Source organism: Adlercreutzia shanghongiae (genome assembly GCF_035830635.1).
In the GTDB taxonomy this organism is placed as follows: domain Bacteria; phylum Actinomycetota; class Coriobacteriia; order Coriobacteriales; family Eggerthellaceae; genus Adlercreutzia; species Adlercreutzia shanghongiae.
In genome coordinates this window covers 14652-39008 of record NZ_JAYMFI010000001.1, presented here as the reverse complement: position 1 = coordinate 39008, position 24357 = coordinate 14652, and the positions used below count along the sequence as shown (strand labels likewise).

General features: G+C 65.3%; 21 protein-coding genes. 20 read left to right on the top strand and 1 reads right to left on the bottom strand.

Features of this window, described 5'->3' with window-relative positions:
• Nucleotides 1-30: 30 nt before the first annotated feature.
• The 4 genes from VJ923_RS00200 (at nt 31) to VJ923_RS00185 (ending at nt 4007) form a co-directional block, all read left to right on the top strand.
• Entirely contained in the window at nt 31-519 is a 489-nt protein-coding gene (locus tag VJ923_RS00200; protein ID WP_326437311.1) for a DUF1269 domain-containing protein, read from the top strand.
• 198 nt (nt 520-717) lie between these two features.
• Nucleotides 718-2199: a DUF1846 domain-containing protein gene (locus VJ923_RS00195; protein WP_326437309.1), complete on the top strand. Its 1482-nt coding sequence runs from the start codon at nt 718-720 to the stop codon at nt 2197-2199.
• A 6-nt stretch (nt 2200-2205) separates the two neighbouring features.
• The gene (locus VJ923_RS00190) at nt 2206-2973 is read left to right on the top strand and encodes a trimeric intracellular cation channel family protein (protein ID WP_326437307.1); all 768 of its coding nucleotides are present in this window, start codon (nt 2206-2208) and stop codon (nt 2971-2973) included.
• Between the two features lie 2 nt (nt 2974-2975).
• Nucleotides 2976-4007: an asparaginase gene (locus VJ923_RS00185; RefSeq protein ID WP_326437305.1), complete on the top strand. Its 1032-nt coding sequence runs from the start codon at nt 2976-2978 to the stop codon at nt 4005-4007.
• Here the strand turns inward: VJ923_RS00185 and VJ923_RS00180 are convergent, their stop codons facing one another.
• Complete coding sequence (locus VJ923_RS00180; protein WP_326437303.1) at nt 4008-4925, bottom strand: site-specific tyrosine recombinase; 918 nt, start codon at nt 4923-4925, stop codon at nt 4008-4010.
• 452 nt (nt 4926-5377) lie between these two features.
• Between VJ923_RS00180 and VJ923_RS00175 the strand changes: the two genes are divergently transcribed.
• The 16 genes from VJ923_RS00175 to VJ923_RS00100 all read left to right on the top strand — a co-directional run bounded on the left by VJ923_RS00175 (nt 5378) and on the right by VJ923_RS00100 (nt 24354).
• Entirely contained in the window at nt 5378-5854 is a 477-nt protein-coding gene (locus VJ923_RS00175) for a division/cell wall cluster transcriptional repressor MraZ (protein WP_326437301.1), read from the top strand.
• 19 nt (nt 5855-5873) lie between these two features.
• Nucleotides 5874-6830, top strand: a complete 957-nt coding sequence (rsmH, locus tag VJ923_RS00170) for a 16S rRNA (cytosine(1402)-N(4))-methyltransferase RsmH (protein WP_326437299.1) — start codon at nt 5874-5876, stop codon at nt 6828-6830.
• Nucleotides 6831-6931: 101 nt separating this feature from the next.
• The gene (locus VJ923_RS00165; RefSeq protein ID WP_326437297.1) at nt 6932-7504 is read left to right on the top strand and encodes a cell division protein FtsL; all 573 of its coding nucleotides are present in this window, start codon (nt 6932-6934) and stop codon (nt 7502-7504) included.
• A gap of 5 nt (nt 7505-7509) precedes the next feature.
• Complete coding sequence (locus tag VJ923_RS00160; protein ID WP_326437295.1) at nt 7510-9408, top strand: peptidoglycan D,D-transpeptidase FtsI family protein; 1899 nt, start codon at nt 7510-7512, stop codon at nt 9406-9408.
• Between the two features lie 15 nt (nt 9409-9423).
• Nucleotides 9424-10914 carry a UDP-N-acetylmuramoyl-L-alanyl-D-glutamate--2,6-diaminopimelate ligase gene (locus VJ923_RS00155; protein ID WP_326437293.1) on the top strand — a complete coding sequence of 497 codons (1491 nt, stop codon included), beginning with the start codon at nt 9424-9426 and terminating at the stop codon, nt 10912-10914.
• A 15-nt stretch (nt 10915-10929) separates the two neighbouring features.
• Complete coding sequence (locus tag VJ923_RS00150) at nt 10930-12432, top strand: UDP-N-acetylmuramoyl-tripeptide--D-alanyl-D-alanine ligase (RefSeq protein ID WP_326437291.1); 1503 nt, start codon at nt 10930-10932, stop codon at nt 12430-12432.
• Nucleotides 12432-13478, top strand: coding sequence for a phospho-N-acetylmuramoyl-pentapeptide-transferase (mraY, locus tag VJ923_RS00145; protein WP_326437289.1), 1047 nt, complete (start codon nt 12432-12434; stop codon nt 13476-13478). The genes VJ923_RS00150 and mraY overlap by 1 nt, the downstream gene beginning before the upstream one ends.
• A 3-nt stretch (nt 13479-13481) precedes the next feature.
• Nucleotides 13482-14954 carry a UDP-N-acetylmuramoyl-L-alanine--D-glutamate ligase gene (gene murD / locus VJ923_RS00140; protein ID WP_326437287.1) on the top strand — a complete coding sequence of 491 codons (1473 nt, stop codon included), beginning with the start codon at nt 13482-13484 and terminating at the stop codon, nt 14952-14954.
• Nucleotides 14955-14957: 3 nt separating this feature from the next.
• Nucleotides 14958-16232: an FtsW/RodA/SpoVE family cell cycle protein gene (locus VJ923_RS00135; RefSeq protein ID WP_326437285.1), complete on the top strand. Its 1275-nt coding sequence runs from the start codon at nt 14958-14960 to the stop codon at nt 16230-16232.
• Between the two features lie 3 nt (nt 16233-16235).
• Nucleotides 16236-17336 carry an undecaprenyldiphospho-muramoylpentapeptide beta-N-acetylglucosaminyltransferase gene (gene murG / locus VJ923_RS00130; protein WP_326437284.1) on the top strand — a complete coding sequence of 367 codons (1101 nt, stop codon included), beginning with the start codon at nt 16236-16238 and terminating at the stop codon, nt 17334-17336.
• A 46-nt stretch (nt 17337-17382) separates the two neighbouring features.
• Complete coding sequence (gene murC, locus VJ923_RS00125; protein WP_326437282.1) at nt 17383-18771, top strand: UDP-N-acetylmuramate--L-alanine ligase; 1389 nt, start codon at nt 17383-17385, stop codon at nt 18769-18771.
• A gap of 8 nt (nt 18772-18779) precedes the next feature.
• Complete coding sequence (gene murB / locus VJ923_RS00120) at nt 18780-19712, top strand: UDP-N-acetylmuramate dehydrogenase (protein ID WP_326437280.1); 933 nt, start codon at nt 18780-18782, stop codon at nt 19710-19712.
• Nucleotides 19705-20724, top strand: coding sequence for a cell division protein FtsQ/DivIB (locus tag VJ923_RS00115; RefSeq protein WP_326437278.1), 1020 nt, complete (start codon nt 19705-19707; stop codon nt 20722-20724). The genes murB and VJ923_RS00115 overlap by 8 nt, the downstream gene beginning before the upstream one ends.
• Nucleotides 20725-20902: 178 nt before the next feature.
• Nucleotides 20903-22129 carry an ATP-binding protein gene (locus tag VJ923_RS00110; RefSeq protein WP_326437277.1) on the top strand — a complete coding sequence of 409 codons (1227 nt, stop codon included), beginning with the start codon at nt 20903-20905 and terminating at the stop codon, nt 22127-22129.
• A gap of 250 nt (nt 22130-22379) precedes the next feature.
• Nucleotides 22380-23504, top strand: a complete 1125-nt coding sequence (ftsZ, locus tag VJ923_RS00105; RefSeq protein ID WP_326437275.1) for a cell division protein FtsZ — start codon at nt 22380-22382, stop codon at nt 23502-23504.
• Between the two features lie 22 nt (nt 23505-23526).
• Nucleotides 23527-24354 carry a polyphenol oxidase family protein gene (locus VJ923_RS00100; RefSeq protein ID WP_326437273.1) on the top strand — a complete coding sequence of 276 codons (828 nt, stop codon included), beginning with the start codon at nt 23527-23529 and terminating at the stop codon, nt 24352-24354.
• Nucleotides 24355-24357 lie beyond the last annotated feature (3 nt).

Below are 24357 nucleotides of genomic sequence, written 5' to 3'. Positions count from 1 at the left end.
CAACCTTGTTTCGAGAGAAAGGACGCATGTATGTCTACACTGCTTGTTTTGGGCTATCCCACCGAGGAGAAGGCCAAGGAGGCCTACCAGGAGGTGCTGAACCTCGGCAACGACTTTATCGTGAACCTCCAGTCGGTGGCCGTGGTCGCCCGCCGCGACAACGGCAAGTTCGATGTGGTGACACCCGGTCAGCCCATCGGCAACTCCACCGTGTGGGGCCTGTTTTGGGGCATGCTCTTCGGCCTCATCTTCCTCATCCCCTTCTGGGGCGCGGCCATCGGCGCGGGTCTGGGCGCGCTCACGGGATTTTTCGTGAAGCGCGGCGTGGATGAGGACTTTCAAGACCGGGTGCGCAACCTTCTGACCCAAAAGGACGAGGCGGCCGTGTTCATGGTGGTCAGCTCCATGACCGAGGACAAGTTCGCCGAGGCCATGCGTCCCTTCGGCGGGGACATTCTGCAGACCTCGCTGTCCATCAAGGACGAGGAGGAGCTCAAGTGCGAGCTGGGCAAGTGCTAAGCGCTCGCTAACCCTTTTGCCGATCTTTGGGCCCGCGCGGTGCACGCCGCGCGGGCCTTTTGGCGTTCTGGGCCGAAGGAAGCCGCCGAATCCCCGCGAGGGGATGCGGCGCGGTGCGCTATACTGAATCGGTTATCGGGGCGCCGCAGGCAAACGGCGCCGGCAGTGGAATCCGCGTCGTGAAAAGGAGTGCCGCCCATGCGCATTGGATTCGACAACGACAAGTACATCGAGCTGCAGGCCGAGCGCATTCGCGAGCGGGTCGACCAATTCGGTGGCAAGCTCTACCTCGAATTCGGCGGTAAGCTCTTCGACGACTACCACGCCTCGCGCGTGCTTCCCGGGTTTTTACCCGACACGAAGATCTCCATGCTGCAGTCTATGAAAGACGATGTGGAGATCGTCATCGCCATCAACGCCAACGACATCGAGCGCTCGAAGGTGCGCGGAGACTTGGGCATCACCTACGACGAGGACGTGCTGCGCCTCATGGATATCTTCCGTTCCATGGGCTTCAAGGTGGGCTCGGTCGTCATTACCCGCTATGCCAACCAGCCCGATGCCGACGTGTTCCGCAAGCGCCTGACGGCCATGGGCATCACGAGCTACCTGCACTACTCAATTCCGGGCTATCCCAACGATATCGACTTCATCGTCTCCGACGAGGGCTTCGGTAAAAACGAGTACATCGAAACCGAGCGCCCCATCGTGGTGGTAACCGCCCCGGGCCCCGGCTCGGGCAAGATGGCCACCTGCCTCTCGCAGCTCTACCACGAGCACAAGCGGGGCATCACCGCCGGCTATGCCAAATACGAGACGTTCCCCATTTGGAACTTGCCGCTCACCCATCCGGTGAACATCGCCTACGAGGCGGCCACGGCCGATTTGGACGACGACAACATCATCGACCCCTTCCATCTGGAAGCCTACGGCGAGACCACGGTGAACTACAATCGCGACGTGGAGATTTTTCCGGTGCTGCGCGCCACCATGGAGCGCATCGCGGGGGAGTGCCCGTACCAGTCGCCCACGGATATGGGCGTGAACATGGCGGGTCTGGCCATCTCCGACGACGAGGTCTGCCGCCAGGCCGGCAACAACGAGATCGTGCGCCGCTACTTCCAGACCGCCGAAGAGATCAAGCGCACGGGTGTGGGCGAGGAGGCTCTGAAGAAGATAGAGCTGCTCATGAACCAGGCGGGCATCAACCAGAATCTGTCGCCGGCTCGCTCGGCGGCCCTGCTCAAGGAAGAGATGACCGGCGGTCCTGCCGGCGCCATGGTGCTGCCGGACGGGCGTGTGGTCACGGGCAAGACGGGCAATCTGCTCGGCGCGGCATCGGCGCTGCTCATGAACGCGCTCAAGGGCGTTTCGGGGGTCGATGACGAGCTCTACGTTATCTCCGACGACGTGCTCGAGCCCATCTGCCACTTGAAGACCGAGCATTTGAAGAGCCACAACCCGCGCTTGCATTCCGACGAGACGCTGCTGGCGCTTTCCGTCAGCTCGGTGCACAACCCGCTGGCAGAGAAGCTCATCGACAACGCCGATAAGCTGCGGGGCTGCGACGCCTACTTCTCGGTTATCATCTCGGCGGCCGACGAGAAGCTCTACAAGACGCTGGGCATCAACGTGTGCTGCGAGCCGAAGTACGAGCAGCATCGCTTCTACCACAAGTAACACGCCATGGAGCACCTCTTCGCCGACGGCACCGCGCTCACGGTGCCCTTCGGGGCCGACTTCTTCAGCGTGGCCGTGGGCGTTATCACCGGGGCCATGTTCGCGTGCGACCGCAAGCTCGATATCGTGGGCACGATTGTGCTGGGCCTGATGACCGCTTATGGCGGCGGCATCATCCGCGACTTGCTTTTGCAGGACGACGGCGTCTACTTTATGGAGTTCCCCGGCGTCATTCTCGTTTGCATTTGCCTGGCGGTGTTCGTGTTCTATTTCCGCGGGCTGTTCCGCCATTCGGGCCAGTTGCTGTTCTTCGCCGATGCGCTGTCGGTGGCGCTGTTCGCCCTGGCCGGCGCCAACAAGGCCTTTCAGTGCGGCGAGGAGTTTGTGATGGTGGTCATCTTGGGCGCGCTCACGTCCGTGGGCGGCGGCGCTTTGCGCGACATATCGGTGGGGGAGACCCCCGGCGTGTTCCAACGCTCGAACTTCTATGCGGTGGCCGGGGCGGCCGGGGCGCTCGTGTTCGCGGCCATGGCCTTCGCGTCGGCTCCGCTCGTGCTGGCGGCTTTGGCCTGCGTGTTCACGGTGGTCTTCCTGCGCTATCTTTCCGTTTACTACGATTGGAAGACGGCCAACGAGGCCGACCTCACGCCGAAGGTGGCCCACGGCGCCCATGCGGCCAAGGATTTCCTTTCGGAGATATTCCGCCGCGCCACGCTGCACCGTAAGAAGGTACCCGCCACGCGCGCGTCGTGGTTCCGACGTCGAAGGGGCTAGCTATGACTCCGCGCATTCTTCTCATCTACACGGGCGGCACCATCGGCATGACCGAGGATTTGGCTACGGGCGCTTTGGTGCCCTTCAGCTTCGAGCACCTCATGAAAAACGTGCCGAAGCTCGCCCGCCTCGGCTACGATGTCGATCTGGTCGAGATGGAGCCCATCGATTCGTCGAACATGAATCCGGCCCACTGGGCGGAAATCGCCTCGATCATCGCCGAGCGCTACGAGGAGTGCGACGGCTTTGTGGTGCTGCACGGCACCGACACCATGGCCTACACCGCCTCGGCGCTCTCCTTCATGCTGCCGCACCTTGCAAAGCCGGTGATTCTCACGGGCAGCCAGCTGCCCATCGGCGAGATTCGCGAAGACGGCACGGAAAACCTCATTGCCGCCCTGCAGATTGCCGCCGCGCGCACGGCTGCGGGCGAGCCTCAGGTGCAGGAGGTGGCCATCGCCTTCGGGCGGCGCTTGTGGCGGGGCAACCGTGCCACCAAGGTCAGCTCGACGGATTTCGGTGCCTTCGAGTCGTTCAACTACCCGCCCTTGGCCGAGATGGATCTGCACATCGTCTTTCGCGAGCGCTTGCTCGCGCGCCCGGAGCCGGGCACGCTGCTGCGCCCGGCTCTTGCCATGGACGATGCCGTTTCGGTGGCCTTCCTCTATCCGGGCATGACCGAGGCCGTGCTGCGTTCGCAGTTGGAAATCCCCGGGGCCAAGGCGGTCGTCCTGCGCACGTTCGGCGCGGGCAATGCGCCCACCGAGCCGTGGTTCGTGCGCGCGGTGTCCCAGGTGGTCGAGGCGGGTCGCGTAATTGTGAATGTGACGCAGTGCCCCGCCGGGGGCGTGGAGGACACGCGCTATGCCACCGGCGACGCCCTCGTGCGAGCCGGCGTCGTCTCGGGCGGGGATATGACGTTCGAAGCGGCGCTCACCAAGCTCATGCACTTGCTCGGCCAAAAGCTTTCCGCGTCCGATGTGGCCGCCCGCATGCTCGTCCCGCTTGCCGGCGAGCTCACCGCCGGCGAATAGCTACATGGTATCGCGGGGGTGGGCGTGGGCGTATTCCTCGTGAAGATGAGTGCGGTCGAGGTGCGTGTACACCTGCAGCGTGGACATGTCGGCATGTCCTAAGATTTCCTGCAAGACGCGCAGGTCGGCGCCGCCTTTCAGCATATGGGTGGCAAAGGAGTGCCGCAGGGTGTGGGGGTGCAGATCGAAGCGCCCTATAACCCGCCCCGCCTTGCGCGCAAGATTGAAGATGCTCTGGCGCCCGAGCCGTCCTCCCCGCTGGTTCAAAAACACCGCGGCCAGATCATCGGCGCGGGGGGAGGCGGCCTTGAGGGCCAGGGCGGGGCGCCCCTCGGCCAGATACTGGCGCAAGGCCCTCTCGGCGGCGCCGGCAATGGGCACGATGCGCTCTTTGGCGCCCTTGCCGAACACGCGCAGGAAGCCGTCGTCGAAATTGACGCCGTCCATGTTGAGCCCCACGCACTCGCTCGCGCGCAGGCCGCAGCCGTAGAGCACCTCTAAAATGGCCCGGTCGCGCAAGTCGCTCGGGCGCTCGCCCACAAAGGCATCCAGCATCTCGCCCACTTCCTCGATGGAAAGCACGTCGGGCAACCGGTCGGCGGCTTTGGGGATGTCCACGGAATCGGCCGGGTTCGCCTCGGTGAGCCCTTCGCGCACAAGGAAGCGATGGTAGCCGCGCACGGCGGCGATGCGGCGGCGCACGGTGGCGGTGGAAAGCCCTTCTTCCACGAGGCTCTTCTCGAAAGCCGCCACGTTATCGCGGTTGACGTCCGCAAAGTCCGTCACGCCCTCGCCGTCCAGAAAGGCGAGATAGCCCTCCAGGTCGCGCCGGTAGGCCTCGGCGGTGCGCGGGGAGGCGCCCCGCTCGATGCGCAGGTGCGACAGATACTCGTCTAGGGCGTTCTCGAATTCGAACACGGGGCTCCTCTCGCTCGCCCCCGCCTCTGCGGCCTTTATCGCGCGGGACGCGAGGCGCAGCACGACGCGGGGCTCTCATCTCTTTGCCATTGTAGCCGCTTGGCGGCGCGAACGGCGCGGCTCTTCAAATCTCGTTCACAGTCTCGGAGCCCCGGTCCCCTTTCCCCACTCCGCCCCACCGCGCGTGATGACTTGGCATATCTAGTGCCCCGTGTGCTCAATACCTCAATACTAATACAATATATGGGAAAGTACTCGCTATTCCTCCCGTAGTGCTTCCATATCTTGAGGGTAACAAGTGGGGCGAAAATGGGCCAAAAGTGGGAGAAAATGTTGCGAAGTGGGGGATAGTGGGGTAATATGCAGAACGTGGAAAACGACCGAGCGGGATTTCGAAACGCACTACACACGAAATCAAATCCCACTCAAAACGCAGCAGGGGAAAGGAAGCCGTGCCGCAAGCTGCCGACAATGAAGGAACGCCCGAGCTGCCTCGTCACGAGGTAGACCTCAACGGCGAATTCCATTTCAAAGTCGATGGCAAGGGACGCATGGCCCTTCCCGCGAAGTTCCGCAAGGTTCTTTCCAAAGATCTCGTGGTGACGCCGGAGCTGACCAACGAGTGCGTGTACGTGTTCGAGACGCCCGATTTCAACGAATGGGTCGAGAAGCTGTTTATCGATCGGTTCGGCGAGTACAAGGAGTCCGACCGCGAGCACGTCAAGCTTCGCCGCGTGCTCAAGAGCCGCGCCCGCGATGTCGAGGTGGACGCCTCGGGGCGCATCATGCTGTCGCCGGAGGTGCGAGCCGCCGTCGGCATCGACAAAGAGGTCGTGGTCGTGGGCAACACGGGCCGCTTCGAGATCTGGGATGCTGACCGCTTCAAGTCCATGAGCGACGAAGTCGATCTGGGGCTGTTCTACAGCTAAGAGGCGAGGCAAGAGAACCGTGACAAGCGAATACCGGCACATACCTGTTCTTCTCACCGAGTGCGTTGACGCCCTCAAGCTATCGGATCATCCGGTGTTTGTGGACGCGACGCTCGGTTTCGCGGGGCACTCCTTCGAGGCGGCCAAGGCATTGGGCGCCGAGGGCCTGCTCATCGGCGTCGACCAGGACGAGGTGGCCTTGACCGAGGCCGCCGCGAAACTGGAGACGATTCCCGAGGACGCACGGCCCGCTCTCGCGCTTCTGCGCGGGAACTTCGGAGACCTCGACGACTTGCTCGCATCCTGCGAGATTCCCGGAATCGATGCAATCCTGTTCGATTTGGGCGTCTCGTCGGTGCAGATAGATACGCAATCACGCGGCTTCTCCTTCAAGGAGAACGGCCCGCTTGACATGCGGATGGATCCGGGGAAACAAACCCTAACCGCAGAAGAGATCGTCAACACCTACAACGCAGCAGATCTCACTCGGATCATTCGCAGCTACTCGGACGAGAAATGGGCGAGCCGCATTGCGGACTTCATCGTGAAGGCGCGCGCGGAAGCCCCTATCGAAGAGAGTGGCCAGCTGGTCGACGTGATCAAGGCGGCCATTCCCGCCTCGGCAAGGCGCGCCGGGGGACATCCCGCCAAGCGCACCTTCCAAGCCCTTCGGATTGAAGTCAACTCGGAGCTGACCGTCCTGCGTCGCGGCCTTGACGCGGCGGTTCGCTGGCTTAATCCGGGCGGCATCATCGCGGTGATCAGCTACCACTCTTTGGAAGACCGCATCGTGAAGGACACCTTCGCCTCGTTTGCGGACCGCTGCACCTGTCCGCCGGACATTCCGGTGTGCGTGTGCGGCAAGCAGCCGGTACTCGATTTGATCACCCGCAAGCCGCTGCTTCCGAGCGCGGAGGAAATTGAGCGGAACCCCCGCTCGCGCAGCGCCAAGCTGCGCGTGGCGCGCAAGCGCTAGGGGAGGCCGGTAAACGACAGAAACTTGAACAAGCCCGAGGACGCTGTCATCGGGCTTGTTAAGCCTTAAGACGCAAGAGATCGACTAGTGAGGAGGGCCCCGTGGGCGCTACGTCTTACACGCACAACGCGACACGCCCCGGCGCCGGCCGCACTTCTTATGGGCGCACGCCCCGCGGGCGCTCGTCCTCGCCGGCTGCGGGCTATCGCGGCGCGCGCTACGTGCCCACCTCCCTCGCCGAGCAGCTCGCCTTCGACGACGAGCCGTCCATCTCAGTCGTGCCCGGTGCCGGCCGCCGCGCCCGGGCCCAGGCCGAGGGCATTTCCGCTGCGGCCTTGTCCTTGGCGAAGGTTTGCGCCGTCGTTTGCATCGTCATCGCCCTTATCGCCATGGCCCGGGTGGCCATCACCTCGGCGGCGGCCTCCTGTGCTTTGGAGACGCGCGCCATCGAGAACAACATTGAGGCGGCCCGCGCCCAGGGCAACGATTTGGAAGTGTCCCAAAGCGTGCTCGCCAACCCCTCGCGCATCAAGGCCCAGGCCACCGCGCTCGGCATGGCGGCCCCCACATCCGACATGACCGACCAGATCGTTCTCCCCCCCGACATCGTCGCCACCGACGGTGCCGGCAGCCTGTCGCTGTCGGAGTCTGTGGCCCGGCTGGCGAGTCAGTAGGCGCCATGGACAACCGCCGCTACAACGGGCGCGTCGAGCGCCGAAGCCGCGACCTCAGCCTGGCGCGAAGCAGCCGGGCTTCTTCGCGTTCCGGGCGAGAGCGGGCTTCCTATGGTCGTCCCGCCTCGGCGCCGGGGTTCTCTTCCCGCAACGACTGCCGTCGCGCCGGCCGGGGCTCGGCCCGCGGCGGCTACGGCCGCCCTGCGCGGACGGGCGTGGGCGCCGCCATCGACGCGGCCATGCCCTCGGTGTCCGGCCGCGCCAAGGTGCTGCTTCTGGTCTTTGCCGCCATCGCCGCGGTGTTCTTCCTGCGCCTGGTGTTTCTGCAGGTGCTCGTGGCCGATCAGTACTCGGCCATGGCCGAGGAGTCCCGCACGGTGAGCTTCGAGACCACGCCGCGCCGCGGCACCATCTACGACCGCAACGGCATCGTGCTCGCCACCTCGGTGGAGGCTACGACCATTTACGCGAATCCCGTGGAAGTGACCGACCCGGCGGCCGAGGCGGCCGCGCTGGCCTCGGTGCTGGGCGGGGAAGTGGCCGACTACCGCGACCTTCTGGCCACACCTTCCACTACGTTCGTCTACATCAAGCGTCAGGCCGACGTCGACAAGGCCGAGGCGGTGCGCGAGCTTGGGCTCGACGGCATCTACTTCATCGCCGACACGCGCCGCGAGTACCCCAACGGGGCCATCGGCGGCCAGGTCATCGGCTACTGCAACGTGGACGGCGAGGGCATCACCGGCCTTGAGCTGCAGTACAACGACATCCTCTCCGGCACGCCCGGCGTCTACGTGGGCGAGCGCGGCGAGCAGGGGTTCCCCATTCCCGGCGGCGTGAAGGAGGAACAGCCGGCCGTCAACGGCCAGGACATCATGGTGTCGCTGGACATCAAGATGCAGGATACGGTGGAACAGGCCCTGGCCGAGGGCGTGAAGGACCTGGAAACCGAAGAGGGCAGCTCCATCGTCATGGACGCGGCTACCGGCGAGATCTACGCCGCGTGCTCGCTGCCCTACATGAACCCGGCCGATATGTCCTCATCGGAGGTGGGCAGCGAGTCGGTGAAGGCCATTACCCAAGCTTACGAGCCCGGTTCTACCTTCAAGTCCGTCTCGGCGCTCACCATTCTGGAGCAGGGGACCATGGGCCCTGAGGACACCATGTTCTGCCCGAGCTCCATCTCCGCCGATGACTACGACGTCTCCGACTCCCACGAGCGCGACGGGGCGACCTACTCCCTGCGCGAGATCTTGAACCACTCCTCGAATGTGGGGATCTCGCTGGCCACCGAGCAGGCGGACTTCAAGTACTTCTACAACAACATCAAGCGCTTCCACTTCACCGAGCCCACGGGCGTGGATTACCCCGGCGAGGCCGGCGGCAACGTGCTGGACTTCGACCAATGGGCCAAGATCACCGGCTACAACGTGAGCTTCGGCCAGGGCATTGCCGTGACCCCGCTGCAGATGGTGCGCTTCTACGCCGCCATCGCCAACGACGGCACGCTCGTGACCCCGCACTTCCTTATCTCGAAGCCCCAGAGCGGAGAAGTGGCCGAGTGGGAGAGCGAGGACGTGGGCGTTGACAAGGGAGCGCTCGCCGACATGCGCTCGATGCTGCGCTCGGTGGTCACCGACGGCACCGGCGCGGCTGCCGATATCGAGGGCTTCGAGGTGTGCGGCAAGACCTCTACCGCCGAGATCGCCTCGGAGGAGGGCGGCTACAAGAAAGAGGTGTACAACATCGGCTTCTGCGGCTTCATCGACCAGTCGTCGAGCAATTTAGTTTGTTTTGTAGGAGCCAACGAGGTTTACGCCATGCGCCAGACCACCAAGATCTTCAACGATATAATGGAAAACGCAGTCAAGCAGTACAACATCACGTCGAACGTGTCGAATTAGAGGAACGATAACGCCATGACCAAGACCTGCGCAGAGCTTTTCCAAGGGATGGATTGCACGATCATCGGCAATGGGAGCGAGGAGGTGGCAGGACTCGCTTTCCGCAGCAACGAGGTGAAGCCGAACGACATGTTCTTCTGCATCGTTGGCACCGTTGTGGACGGCCACAGCTTCGCCCAAGACGCCATCGACCGGGGCGCCACGACCTTGGTGGTCGAGCGCAAGGTGTACCTGGCCGACGCCACCGACGTCACCGAGGTCGTGGTGTCCGACTCCCGCAAGGCCATGGCCTACGCCTCGGCCAACTACTACGACAACCCCTCCCGCGACTTCTCGCTCGTGGGCATCACCGGCACCAACGGCAAGACCACTACGACCTATCTGGTGGAGCACATCGCCGAGGTGGCGGGCAACCGCTGCGGCGTCATCGGCACCGTGGGCAACAAGATCGCCGGCGAGATGGAGCATGCCGAGCGCACCACGCCGGAGTCCCCCGACCTGCAGAAGCTCTTCGCCCGCATGGCCGAGGCGGGCTGCACGGTGGTGGCCATGGAGGTGAGCTCGCATGCGCTGGATCTGAAGCGCACCTGGGGAACGAACTTCGCCGTAACGGCTTTCACGAACCTCACCCAGGACCATCTGGACTACCACCATACCTTCGACGACTACTTCGAGGCCAAGGCCCTGCTGTTCTCGAAGGACTACCCGGCCCGCCGCGTTATCTCGGTGGACGGCTCATGGGGTCGCGAGCTTTTGCGCCGCTGCACCGCCGCCGGCGACGAGGTCATCACCACCGGCTTTGATGTGTCGGCCCAGATTCACCCGGTGGAAGTGACCTACGAGGCCACGTGCACCCGGGTCGTCTTGGAGGTGCGCGGCCAGCGCGTCCCGGTGACGTACCCGCTCGTGGGGCGCTTCAACGTGGAAAACGTCATGACCGCCTTCGGCTGTGCGCTCTCCCTCGGCATTCCCGTTCAGACCATCGTGGAGGCCCTGGGCACCATGCCCGCCGTTCCCGGTCGCTTGGAGCAGGTGCGCACCGAGGTGGATGCGCCGATCTCCATCTACGTCGACTACGCCCACACCCCCGATGCGCTCACCAAGGCCATCGCCTCCATCAAAGAGCTGTCACAGGGCCGCACCCTCGTGGTCTTCGGCTGCGGCGGCAATCGCGATGCCAGCAAGCGTCCCATCATGGGCGCCGCGGCGCTGGGCGCCGACTACGCCGTGGTCACGAGCGACAATCCGCGCCACGAGGATCCCGACGCCATCATTGCCGACATTGTGGCCGGCATGGAGGATACCGAGCGCTTCGCCGTCGAACCCGACCGTCGCGCCGCCATCGCCGCGGCCATCGAGCTTGCCCAGCCCGGCGATGCCATCCTGCTTGCGGGCAAGGGCCACGAAGATTACCAGCTCGTGGGCGACGAGGTGCTCTCCTTCGACGACCGCGTGGTCGCCGCCGAAGAGCTCGTGCGCGCCTTCGGCGAGGCGGAGAACGCTTAGGCGAAAGGATACGGCGTGCGCCTTAACGCAAAACAGATTGCCGCCTACACCGGCGGACAGTTCCTCGTAGACCCTATCGACCCCAGCGCCCTTATGACGGGTGTCACCTGGGATTCGCGGGAGGTGCAGCCAGGCTGGCTCTACGTGGCCCTGCCCGGCGAGCGCGTCGATGGGCACCAGTTCGTGGAAGCGGCCCTGCGCGCCGGCGCGTTGGGCGCGCTGGTGACCGACGCCCCTTCGCATGCCTGCGCCCTTCTGGCCAAGGAGCTGGGGGCCGCCATCATCGAAGTGCCCAACACGGCCAGCGCTATCACCGACTTGGCCCGCGCTTGGCGCGGGCATCTGCACGGGCGCGTCATCGGCCTGACGGGTTCGGTGGGCAAGACCACGACGAAGAACCTCGTGCGCGATGTGTGCGCCGCTTACGGCTCGGTCGCGGCCACCAAAGCCAATCAGAACAACGAGCTGGGCGTTCCCCGCACGCTGCTGTCCGCCGATCCCGAGACGGCCGTGGTGGTCGTGGAGATGGGCATGCGCGGACGCGGGCAAATTGCCGAGCTGTGCGATTTCGTGCGCCCTGCCTGGGGCCTGGTCACGAACGTGGGGGAGAGCCATATCGAGCTTCTGGGCAGCCGCGAGAACATCGCCTGCGCCAAGGCCGAGCTTTTCGAGGCCCTGCCCGCTGGTACGGGCCGCGCCTTCGTGAACATCGCCGACGATTTCACGGACGTCATGGTTGAGCGGGCGCGGCTGGGCGAGCGCGCTGTCGCCGTCACCGGCTTCACGGGCCACCCCGATGCCGCCGCCCGTGAGGCGGCCGAGCGCGAGAGCGCCGGGTGCGACCAGGCCGTTTGGGCCGAGGATGTGGCGCTGGACGCCGAGGGGCGCCCTTGCTTCACGCTGTGCGCGCGCGATGCGGCCGACCACGACGAGGGCGCCCTGTTCGCCACCGTCGAGCGCGTGCCGTGCGCTTTGGCCCTCACCGGTGCCCACAACGTGGACAACGCCTGTGCCGCCGCGGCCGTCGGCTATGCCCTCGGGCTCGATCTGGCCACCATCGCCTCGACCCTCGGCGCCTCGGTGCCGGAGCCGGGTCGTCAGGAGGTCATCGCGGCCCGGGGCGGTTTTACCGTGATCAACGACGCCTACAACGCGAGCCCCGATTCCATGCGGGCCTCGCTCGCCACGTTCGCCGCCACCGAAGTGGCGGGCCGCCGCATCGCCGTGCTCGGCGACATGGGCGAGCTCGGCAGCTTCGCCGAGGCCTGCCACAAAGGCGTCGGTGCCGCCGCGGCCTCTCACCCTATCGACCGGCTCATCTGCGTGGGCGAGCTCGCGCAGCATATCGCCGAGGGGGCCGAGGCCGCCGGCATGGATAGCGCGCGCATCAGCCGCGCAGCCACTATCGCCGATGTGCTTGAGGAGCTGGATGTGCTGCTCGAGCCGGGCGATGCCGTGCTCGTGAAGGCGTCGCACTTCATGGGACTTACCCGTATTGTCGAAGGATTGGTCAACTAATGTTCTCTCTGTTCTCCGCATACCCGACGTTCATGATCTTTCTCGGCGTGGCCATGGCCATGGTCATCACCATGGTGCTCATGCCCGCCTGGATTCGCTTCTTGAAGACGAGCCACATCGGCCAGCAGGTGCGCGCCGACGGCCCCCAGAGCCATCTGGTGAAGCAGGGCACGCCCACCATGGGCGGCGTCATCATGCTCATCGCCGTCATCGCCTTCACCCTGCTCGCCTCGGTGGGCGCGCCCACGGCCGAGCTGTGGCTGCTTTTGGGTGCCACGGTGCTCACCGGTGTGCTCGGCCTCATCGACGACGCCTCGAAGGTGGCGCACGAGCGCTCGCTGGGCCTCACGCCCAAGGCGAAGCTCGTAGGGCAGTTCCTCATCGCCGCCATCTTTGTGCTTTTGGCCGTGAACCTCATCGGCATTGAGCCCACGGTGGAGATTCCCTTCGTGGCCACCATCGATTTGGGCGTGGCCACGACGGTCGTGCCCATCGGGGACGGCTTTTCCATCCCGTGGCTCTATCTCGTCTACTGCCTCATCCTGCTCGTGGGCCTGTGCAACGCCGTGAACCTCACCGACGGCTTAGACGGCTTGGCGGCGGGCACGGTCATGGTCGTCATGCTTGTCATGGCCGCCATCGCCTTCCGCGCCGGAGTGCTGGAGCCGGCCCTGTTCGCGGGCGCTCTGGCCGGTGCCTGCATCGGCTTTCTCTGGTTCAACTCGCACCCGGCCGACATCTTCATGGGCGACACGGGCTCCTTGGCCCTCGGCATGGCCCTCGGCTGCCTTGCCGTGGTCACCAAGACCGAGTTCGTCGTCATCATCATCGGCGGCCTGTTCGTGGCCGAGGCCCTCTCGGTCATGATCCAGGTGTTCTACTACAAAAAGACGAAGAAGCGCATCTTCCTCATGGCGCCTTTGCACCACCATTTCGAGAAGAAGGGCTGGTCCGAGACGAAGGTAGTCGTGCGTTTCTGGATTGTGTCGGGCATGCTGGCCGCCTGCGGCTTCGTGCTCTACTTCGCCGCGACGTTGGGAGTGTAGTCTATGGTTGAGAGCGCCACCTCGTTGATAGCCGGAAAGAAGCACGCCCCGACCTGTCTCGGGCGCGTGCTCGTTTTGGGTCTGGGGAAGTCCGGAACGGCGGCGGCCGACTACTGCCTCGATCTTCTGGGCGATCGCGTGGAATCTCTGGCCGTGGCCGCCGGTGCGCCCAACGACGCCGCCTGTGCCTGGGCCGAGGGCGCCCGCGAGCGCGGCGCCACGGTGCTCTTCGACCACGAGGTCATCGAGGGCGCCTACGACGTGTGCATCGCAAGCCCCGGCATCTCCGAGAACGCGCCGTTCTACCTCAGCGCCAAGGCGGCATCGACCGAAGTGATCAGCGAGGTGGAGTTCGCCTGGCGCGAGAGCGCCTCCGCATCGCGCTGGGTGGCCATTACGGGTACTAACGGCAAGACCACCACGACGGCGCTTGCATGCCATCTGCTGCGCGCAGCGGGCATGAACGCGGCGGCTGTGGGCAACATCGGCGAGACCTGCATCGCGGCCGTGGCCGCCGGCGCCACCGATGTGTACGTGGCCGAGGTGTCCAGCTACCAGCTGGCCTCCACGCGCCTGTTCGCGCCGGATGTGGCCGTGGTGCTCAATATCACCCCCGACCACCTTTCCTGGCACGGCAGCCTTGAGGCCTACGCCGCGGCCAAGTGGAAGGCGCTCGCCAACCTCGCCCAAACGGGCGGTACGGCGGTGCTTAATGCCTGCGATGATGCCGTGCGCACGAAGATTCGCGAGACGCGGGCCGCGGGCGGCTTCGGCTTTTCGTACATTCCCATCGGCACGGCCGCCGGCGCCGGCGGCGATATGCGTGCTGCCTGCGGTTCTGAGAACGCCGCCATCCGGGGCGACGGCGGGCGGCTGTCCGTTGCCTGGGACGGCCAGCTCTTCGATTTGGTGTTCGTGGACGACCTGCAGATCAAGGGCGGCCACAACCAGCAGAACGCCCTGGCCGCCGCCAGCTGCGCGTTGGTGCTGGGCGCTACGGCCTCGGCGGTTTCCGAAGGGCTCATGTCCTTCCGGCCGCTTGAGCACCGCATCGAGCCGGCGGGGCTGGTGGACGGCGTGGCCTGCTACAACGATTCCAAGGCCACCAACGTGGACGCCACGCTGGTGGCGCTTTCGGCCTTTCTGCCCGTGAAGCCCATCGTGCTTCTGGGCGGCCGCGACAAGGGCACCGACCTGACCCCGCTCGTGGCGGCCTGCGAGGAGAACGCGCGTGCCGTGGTCTGCTTCGGCGAGGCCCGCGAGCGCTTCCTCGCCGCCTTCGAGGATTCGAAGATTTCCCCGGTGCTTTCTGCGGCCACGATGGAAGAGGCCCTGGATGCGGCCTTGTCCCTGGCAGCCGATGGGGATGTGGTCGTGCTCTCGCCGGCCTGTGCGTCCTTCGACGAGTTCTCCTGCTTCGAAGAGCGCGGCGACGTGTTCAAAAAGCTCGTGGCCGATCGCGCGGCGAGGAGCTAGCCTTTGCCGCGCCGCTCCCAACATAGTGCGACTTCTGCGGGCCCCTCCAGTCAGGGGCCTCGCATTCTGCTGCTCTTATGCGTGCTCGCCCTTGTGCTCGTGGGGCTCGTCATGGTGTATTCCGCCTCGATGGTCAAAGCGCTTGATGCCGGCAAGCCCGCGTCGGATTTCTTCACCGACCAGCTGGTCTATGTGGCCTTGGGCGTCGTGGCGGCGCTCGTGCTGTGGAAGGTCATTCCCTACCGCTTTTGGGTGGGGCCTGCGGTGTGGATCGTGTGGGCCGTAGCGCTGCTGCTCATTTTGGCCGTGTGGTTCGTGGGCACGGCCAACTACGGAGCCAAGCGCTGGCTCTACATCGGCCCTATCGGCCTGCAGCCCTCGGAGTTCTGCAAGATCGCCTTCATCCTGGTGGCCGTGCGCCTCATCGTCGACTGGCGTGCGGGGCTGGTGGAAAGTCGCGCCACGATGGTGCGCGCCCTGCTGTTCATTATCGTGCCCGTCGCCATCATGTACCGCACCCAATCTGATCTGGGCACCACGGCCATCTGCTTCGTGGGCATCCTCGCGGTCATGTGGATGGGCGGCGTGTCGCGCCAGGTGATCTTCGCCTGCCTCGGGGTAGCGGTGGTGGGCGGCCTAGTCGCCATCTTCGGCACGGGCTATCGCTCCGACCGTCTTGTGTTCATGGACCCGTGGAACGACGGGAACGACGGCTACGGCACCGGCTACAACATCATCCGCTCCTACTATGCGCTCGCCGAGGGCGGCATCTTCGGGGTGGGTCTGGGCAATTCCCATGAGAAGTTCCAGTACCTGTTCGCCTCGGAGAGCGACTTCATCTTCGCCGTCATCGGCGAGGAACTGGGGCTGGTGGGGGCGCTTGCGGTCATCGGGCTGTTCTTCTGCGTGCTGTACGCGGGGCTGGCCATTGCCGAGCGCGCCAGCGACGACATCGGTTCCATGATCGCCGGCGGGGCTACGGTCATGCTCGTCTTCCAGGCGTTCCTCAATATCGCCTGCGTCATCGGGGTGTTTCCCACCACGGGAAAGCCGCTGCCCTTCATCTCCGCGGGCGGCACGTCTATGATCGCGTCGTTTATCCTCGTGGGGCTCATCCTCGCCGTGTCCGCGGCGCCGGCTGCGCCCTCCGTCTACGAGCAGCGCCGGGCCGATTTGCGGCTCGTGCGCCAGGAACCGGCCCCGTCTCGGGCGCGGTCGGGCCGCACCAACCGTTCGGGCCGGGCGGGAACGTCGGGCCGCTCGAACCCAAGGAGGTAACCTATGTTGGCAGTTCTGTCCGGTGGCGGCACCGCCGGCCACATCAATCCCGCCCTGGCTCTGGCCGAGGAGCTGGAAAGTCGCGGGTGGGACGTGCGCTTCGCCGGCACTCCCGCGGGCGTGGAATCGCGTCTGGTACCCGCGGCGGGCATTCCGTTTGCGGCCTTCGAGGCCTCCGGGTTCGATCGCGCGCATCCCGCCTCGCTCGCCAAGGGCGTGGCCAAGATTGCCGCCTCCACGAGCAAGGCGAAGAAGTGGTTCGGCGAGATCAAGCCCGATGTGGTCGTGGGCTTCGGCGGCTATGTGTGCATCCCGGTGGCCCGCGCCGCCGAGAAGACCGGCGTGCCCGTGGTGCTGCACGAGCAGAACTCCGTGGCCGGCATGGCCAACAAGTACCTGGCCAAAAAGGCGAGCGCGGTGTGCCTCACCTACGAGGGCTCTGCGGCGAGTCTGCCCACTGCCGCCCCGGTCACGGTGACGGGAAACCCCGTGCGCCGCTCGGTCATCGAGGCCGACCGCGTTGCCGGCCGCGCGCTGTTCAATCTGGCCGAGGACGACTTCATGCTGCTCGTCTTCGGCGGCTCGCTCGGCGCCCGCCACATCAACGAGGCGCTCGTGGCGCTCAAAGACGAGCTGCTCGCCCGTCCGAACCTGCACATCGTGCACATCACCGGCCCTAAGGAGCTGGACGCCGTCACCGGGGCGCTGGCGCTTGCGCCCGATGAGGCGCGACGCTGGCACTTGATGGGATACCAGGACCGCATGGGGGAGACCCTGGCGGCGGCCGATGCCATCGTGTCGCGGGCCGGCGCGACCTCCCTCGCCGAGATTTCGGCCCTGGCCATTCCGGCGCTGCTCGTGCCGTACCCCTACGCCACGGCCGACCACCAGACCACCAACGCCCTCGCCTGGGTGGAATCCGGTGCGGCCTTCATGATGCCCGACGATGCGCTGGGCGGTGAGGAGTTCAAAGAGAAGCTCTTCGCGCTCGTCGACGATGGGACGGTGCGCGCGAAGATGATCGAGGCGGCCCGGGCCCAGAAGACGGGCGAGGCCGCCAGCGCATTGGCAGATGTTGTGGTCGGCGTCGCCAGCGCGCGCTGATGCTTTACAATAGCGAGATTCCACCAACATGAAAGGCGAGGGCGACATGGCCAGCGAACAGGAGCAGCTTCACTTTATTGGCGTCGGCGGCGTTGGCATGAGCGGCATCGCCCGAGTTGCCCACGACCAGGGCATGAAGGTTTCCGGCTCGGATATCAAAGAGAGCCGCTATACCAAGCAGCTGCGCGATGCGGGGCTTTCCATCTTCATCGGCCAGGATGGCGAAAACATTCCCGAGGGCGACACCACGGTGGTCGTCTCCACGGCCATTCTGGAGAACAACCCCGAGCTCATCGAGGCCAAGCGCCGCGATCTTCCCATCGTGCACCGCGCCCAGATGCTCGCCCGCCTCGGGCGCGATCTGGACACGCTCGCCGTGGCGGGGACCCATGGGAAGACGACGACCTCGTCCATGCTTGCCAGCACGCTTGATGCCATGGGTTACGATCCCACCTTCCTTATCGGCGGCATCGTGCGCGCCTTTGGCACCAACGCCCACTCGGGCACCGGCGGCTACTATGTGGTCGAGGCCGACGAGTCCGACAAGTCCTTCACCTATCTCTCTCCGGCGGCGGCCATCGTCACCAACATCGAGGCCGACCACCTCGACCATTACGACGGTCTCGAGGAGATTTACGCCCAGTTCGCCGAGTTCCTCTCCGGCGTGCGCAAGGGCGGCCCTATCGTGGTCTGCGGCGATGACGAAAAGCTTGTGGAAGTGGCCCGAAGCACGGGACGCACGGTGACCACCTACGGCTTTGCCGAGGGCTGCGATGCGCGCATCCTCGCCACCGAGGCCCAGGGCGTGGGCACCCGCTTTACTCTGCGCTTGCCCGATGGACGCGTGGTGGCCAGCCGCATCAAGCAGAACCCGGGTCTGCACAACGTCTCCAACGGCGCGGCGGTGCTCGCCCTCATCTCGCTGTTGGGCCTTGATGTGGAGCTCGCTGCCGAGAAGCTGCAGGAGTTCGCCGGCGTGCGTCGTCGCTTCGACCTGATCGGCGAGGCTGCGGGCGTCACCGTTGTGGACGACTACGCCCACCATCCCACGGAAATCGCCGCGACCATCAAGGCCGCCAAGGCGCTTGACTTCAACCGCGTGCACGTGCTGTTCCAGCCGCACCGCTATTCTCGCGTCGCCCTGTTCACCGACGTCATGCGCGATGAGTTCGGCGCCGCCTTCGACGAGGCCGACACCGTCACCTTCATGGACGTGTACTCTGCCGGCGAGGCGCCCGTGCCCGGCGTGAACGGCAAGACCTTCCTGAACGTGATTATCGAGCACGGGCATCCCAACGCCACCTTCGTGCCGCGCCGCATCGATACCGTGCCCTTTATGATGGAGCTCGCCGCGCCGGGAGACTTGGTCATTACCATGGGCGCCGGCGACGTGACGGCCATCGCTCCCCAGCTCGTGGACGAGCTGGGCCGCTAGGGAGACCCATGGCCCGTCACGCTTCACCGGTACAGTCGCTGCTCGTGGACGATCGCTTCGATGGCGACGTGTATGCCCGCGAGCCTTTGAGCCGTCACACCACCTACCGCATCGGGGGCCCGGCGCGCTTCTTCGTGCGTGCGAACTCCGTGGGCGCGCTCACGGGGCTTATCGAGGTCTGCGAGGCCGAGGGCACGCCCTGGGTGGTGCTCGGCCGCGGGTCCAACGTGCTCGTTTCCGACGAGGGCTTCTCCGGCGTGGCCATCGCGCTCGGTCGCGATTTCCGCACGCTGCGCTACGACGAGGGGCGCTTCACCGTGGGCGCCGGCGCCACGCTTTCCTCGGTGGTGCAGGAGGCCTTCAAGCGCATGGTCGGGGGCTTCGAATTCGCCGTGGGCACGCCGGGTACTGTGGGCGGTGCTCTGCGCATGAACGCCGGCACGCGCGATGAGTGGATAGGGGAGCGGGTCATTTCCGTCACCACCTTCCGCCCCGGGCGCGGGTTGGCGCGCCGCCATGGGGGCGATATCGAATGGGGCTACCGGACGAGCTCGTTTGCGCCCGATGAGGTTATCGTGGAATGCGAGCTGGCCGCTGGCGTGGCCGACCCGTATCAGGTGCGCGACAAGATGGAGGGAAACCTCGCCCGCCGCAAGGCCTGCCAGCCGCTTTCCGAGCCCACCTGCGGCAGCGTGTTCAAGAACCCCGAGGGCGCCTCGGCCGGCCAGCTCATCGAGCAGGCGGGGTGCAAGGGCGCCGAGGTGGGCGGCGCGCGCATCTCGGAGCTGCACGGCAACTTCATCGTGAATCGCGGCGGTGCCACCGCTGCCGATGTGCGCGCGCTCATGGCCCTGGTGCGCGAGCGCGTTTTGGAGGCGACGGGTATCGAGCTTACCCCCGAGGTGCGCCTCGTGGGGTTCGAGGACGGCGACCGTGGCTAGGCGCGCAAACGGTCGCAACGTGAACGTGCCGCGCGGCGCTTCGTCCCGGTCCGGCTCTGCCCGCGGTGCGTCGTCGCGGGCGGGCGCTCCGGCCCGGCGAGCCGCCTCGGCTCCCGTCCGTCCCGCCTCGGGCCGCACTCCCGCCGCCCGTCCCGTGACCACCTCGGTGCGTTTGGGGGATTTGCCCCAGGCGCGCACCGGCCGCAGCGCGCCGGCGGCTCGCTTCATCGCCAAGCCGAAGAAGTCCGCCGCGTTCAAGGTCTTCATCGCCGCCATCGCGCTCGCCTTTGTACTGAGCATCACCTATGCGGGTCTGTATTTCAGCGGGGCCTTCGCTATTACCGGCGTGAAGGTCAACGGAGCCGCTCACCTTACCAACGACGAGATGGCAGTTCTCGCCGCCGTGCCCCAGGGCACCACGCTGCTCAATGTGGACACGGCCTCCATCGCCAGCAGCGTCGACCGCGATGCCTGGGTGGCTGATGTTACCGTGAACCGCATCTTCCCCGATACCTTGGAGATCAACGTCGTCGAGCGGCAGATTGCCGCCATTGTGGAAGTGGCCGCCGATAATGCGAAGATCACTCAGCAGTGGGCCATCGCCTCCGATGGCATGTGGCTCATGGAGATTCCGGCTCGCGATTCGGAGCTGGGCGCTTCCATCTCGCCGCAGATCTACGAGGATGCCGAGCGCGTGCTGCACATCACCGGCGTGCCCTTCGGTCTTACTCCCGAAGTGGGCACCTACTGCGCCGACGGCAACGTGAACAACGCCCTGGCCATTTTGAGCGGTCTGTCCACCGACTTGGCCGAGCAGGTAAAGACGGTGACGGCCACCGACGCCGCCTCTACCTGCCTGACGCTGGACAATGGTATCGAGATCGCCTTCGGCACGGCCGACAACATCCGCGACAAGGAGCGCATCTGCCTGCAGATCATGGCCGACAACCCCGGCAAGGTCTCCTACATCAACGTGCGCGTCCCCTCCCGCCCCACCTGGCGCGCGGTGTAGGGGGCCCGTTCGCCCTGCCTGCCCAATGGCTTGCGGGAGAGGCGGCGGTTGCGACGCATCCCGTATCAGCGCGCCTGAAGAGTCGCATGAGCGTCGTAAGGCCGTGCGCGTCAAAGTGCCGTTTCGGCTAATTTTAAATTTGTGATAAAATTAGCCGAAACACCAGGAAGGAGCACCTGTGGAATATATCAAGCGCGATATCGAGGGGGAGTTTCTCTCTTATGCGTCGGAGTTTCCCCTTGTGCTTCTCACGGGCATGCGTCAGTGCGGCAAGTCGACGATGCTCGCCCATCTGGCGAAGGACGGCCGTGCGACGGTGACGCTCGACGACCTGCAGGAGCGTGCCCTCGCGCAGGATGATCCCCAGATGTTCCTTCAGCTTCACGAGCCGCCCCTCATCATCGACGAGGTTCAGTACGCCCCTCAGCTCTTTCCCTACTTGAAAATATATGCCGACTCGCATCCTGACGCCAGCGGCAGCTTCTGGCTGACGGGATCGCAGCCGTTCCCGCTCATGAAGCTTGCGGGAGAGTCGCTCGCCGGGCGCGTGGGCATTCTGCACATGCTGCCTCTCTCCCAGCACGAGCTGTACGGGTCCGGCCCCTTGCGCCCGCTGGACATTGCCATACCCGAGCTCAAGGAGCGGCTCGCCGAGCAAGAGCCAGCGGCGCTTCCCCAGGTGTACGAGCGCATCTTCCGAGGCTGGATGCCGGCCGTGGCCAACGGCCGCACGCCGAACGTGGACCACTTCTATCGCAGCTATATGCAGACCTACATCGAGCGCGACGTCCGCGAGTTGGACGGGGCTGCCAGCGCTGTCGACTTCTCGCGGTTCATGGCCGCTGCGGCCGCCCAGGTTGGGCAGCTTCTCAACATCGAGTCTATGGCGCGGGATGTGGGCATTCCACGCGCCAAGGCTCAGGAGTGGCTCGGCATCTTGCAGAAGTGCGACATCGTGTTTTTGCTGCAGCCCTATTCGAACAACGCAATGAAGCGCGCCGTCAAAACCCCGAAGCTTTACTTCAATGACACGGGCCTTGCCGCCTGGCTCGGTCGCTGGAGCTCTCCAGAGACTCTGGCGGCAGGCGCCCTGTCCGGCCAGATTTTCGAGAATTATGTAGTGAGCGAAATTACGAAGACCTTTGCTAACAGCGGTGACGTGGCGCAGCTGTGGTTCTATCGCGATCGAGACGCCAAGGAGATAGATGCGGTCATCGAGCGGGATGGAGCGCTTTATCCCATCGAGATAAAGAGGAGCGCCAACCCCCAGCGCAGAGATATCGCGGCGTTCTCGGTACTGGCGAGGTCCCCGCTTGACCTTGGAGTGGGGATGCTCGTTTGCCTTGCCGAGCGCTTGGGTGCCTTGGACGAGAGTTGCCTTACGTTTCCCGCTTGGGGCATCTAGACAATTTGGCATCGAAAAGCGTGCGTGAGAGGCGGCCCGACGGGACGGCCTTTGTTTTTCTGCCGTTAATGTCGTATTCGTGTATGCGGGGGGCCCTTTAGCGGGGATTTCCGTTGCAAACGAATACCCATCGTGTACAATGTCCTGCATAAATGCCGCCAATCAGGCGGAAGGAAGGGCGCGCCGCTTGAGCGACGCGCGAGAAACGAGATAAACGCAGCAGTAAAACGCAGCAGGTGTGGAGGACGAAATGCCGAACATTGCAGGCACTGAACATTTGGCCGTCATCAAGGTCGTCGGCGTAGGCGGCGGCGGCACCAACGCCGTGAACCGCATGGTCGAGGCTGGCGTGCGCGGCGTGGAGTTCATCGCCGTGAACACCGATCGCCAGGCTCTTCTCATGTCCGATGCCGACAAGACCATCCACATCGGCGAAGAGCTGACCCGTGGCCTGGGCGCTGGCGCCAACCCCCAGGTGGGCTGCCAGGCCGCCGAAGAGAGCCGCGCGGAGATTCGCGAGGCGCTGGCCGAGGCCGACATGGTCTTCGTCACCGCCGGAGAGGGCGGCGGCACCGGCACGGGCGCGGCCCCCATCGTGGCCGAGATTGCTCGCGAGGAGATTGGCGCCCTTACCGTGGGCGTCGTCACCAAGCCCTTCTCCTTCGAGGGACGCCTCCGTCGCAACCAGGCCGACCAGGGCATCGATTTGCTCTCCCAGAAGGTCGACACCCTCATCGTCATCCCCAACGACCGTCTGCTCGAGATCGTCGACAAGAAGACATCCATGATCGATGCCTTCCGCATCTGCGACGACACCCTGCGCCAGGGCATTCAGGGCGTTACCGACCTCATCACTATCCCCGGCCTCATCAACCTCGACTTCGCGGACATCCGCACGGTCATGAAGGATGCCGGCACTGCCATGATGGGCATCGGCATCTCCACGGGCGAGAATCGTGCCCTCGATGCTGCCCAGCAGGCCACGTCTTCGAGCCTGCTCGAGTCCTCCATCGCCGGCGCTTCCCGCGTGCTGTTCTCCATCGCCGGCGGCCCCGACCTCACTCTTACCGAGGTTTCCGAGGCGGCCCGCACCGTCGAGGCCTGCGCCGACGAGAACGCCAACATCATCTACGGCCAGATCATCGACGAGGAGCTGAAGGACGCTGTGCGCATCACCGTTATCGCCACGGGCTTCAAGGTGGGCGCCTCCCAGTCCTCCATGGATTTCTCCTCCCGCAAGGACCTGTTCGCCTCCACCGAGGCTCCGGCGCCCCAGCCGGTCCAGCAGGCCCCGGTCACCTTCTCGGCCCCGGCACCGGCCAGCCGCTTCACTGACGAGGACTACATCCCCGACTTTTTGAAGCGCGCCCGCTAGAAGAGAGGCGAACAGAGGCCTTATGGCACTTCCCGAACCAACGCTGCAGGCCCGCACTTTAGCGGGCCTGTCCTTTTTGACTGATGAGCCGCTCTTTCGCGCGACCGGCGTGCGCATGGGCTTCACCCGGCGTGCGGGCGGCGTGAGCGCGGCGCCCTACGATTCGCTCAACCTCGGAAGCCACGTGGGCGACGACCTGTCCGCGGTGCGCGACAACCGCCTGCGCCTGCTTGACGCGGCGGGGCTTGCGGGAACCGAGCTGCTGATGCTCAACCAGGTGCACGGTGACGTGGTGCTCGCGCTGTCCGATTCCGCCCGCGAACCTTGGGTCGATGTTGTTGAGGCCGCCGAGGAGGGGGCCGACGGCGCGGCCGTGGCGGTGCCGAACGTGACGGCTCTGCTGTGCTTCGCCGATTGCACCCCCGTCATCGTCGTCTCGCCGACCGGCGCCTTCATGGTGGCCCACGCGGGCTGGCGCGGAGCCCTGGCGGGCATTCCGGCCAAGGCGGTGGAGGCGCTTGCGGCCCTCGACGCCGAGCGCGGGGTCGCGGCAGACCCGTCGGCCTACAACGCTTACGTCGGTCCGCACATCGGCGCGGAGTGCTACGAGTGCGGAAGCGAGCTCGTCGGACGATTCGCCGACCGCTTCGGTGCGTGCTGCGCCGTCGGCGAGGATCGTCTCGATTTGGAGGCTGCTGTGCGCGCCAGCCTTGCGGAGGCGGGCGTGGCGGCAGAGCGCATCGCCTCATCGGGGGAGTGCACCGCCTGTTGCGACGACCTCTACTTCTCATATCGAAAGAGCGGAGGCCGCTGCGGACGCCACGGCGCCTTCGCCGGCCGAAAGGAATAGATC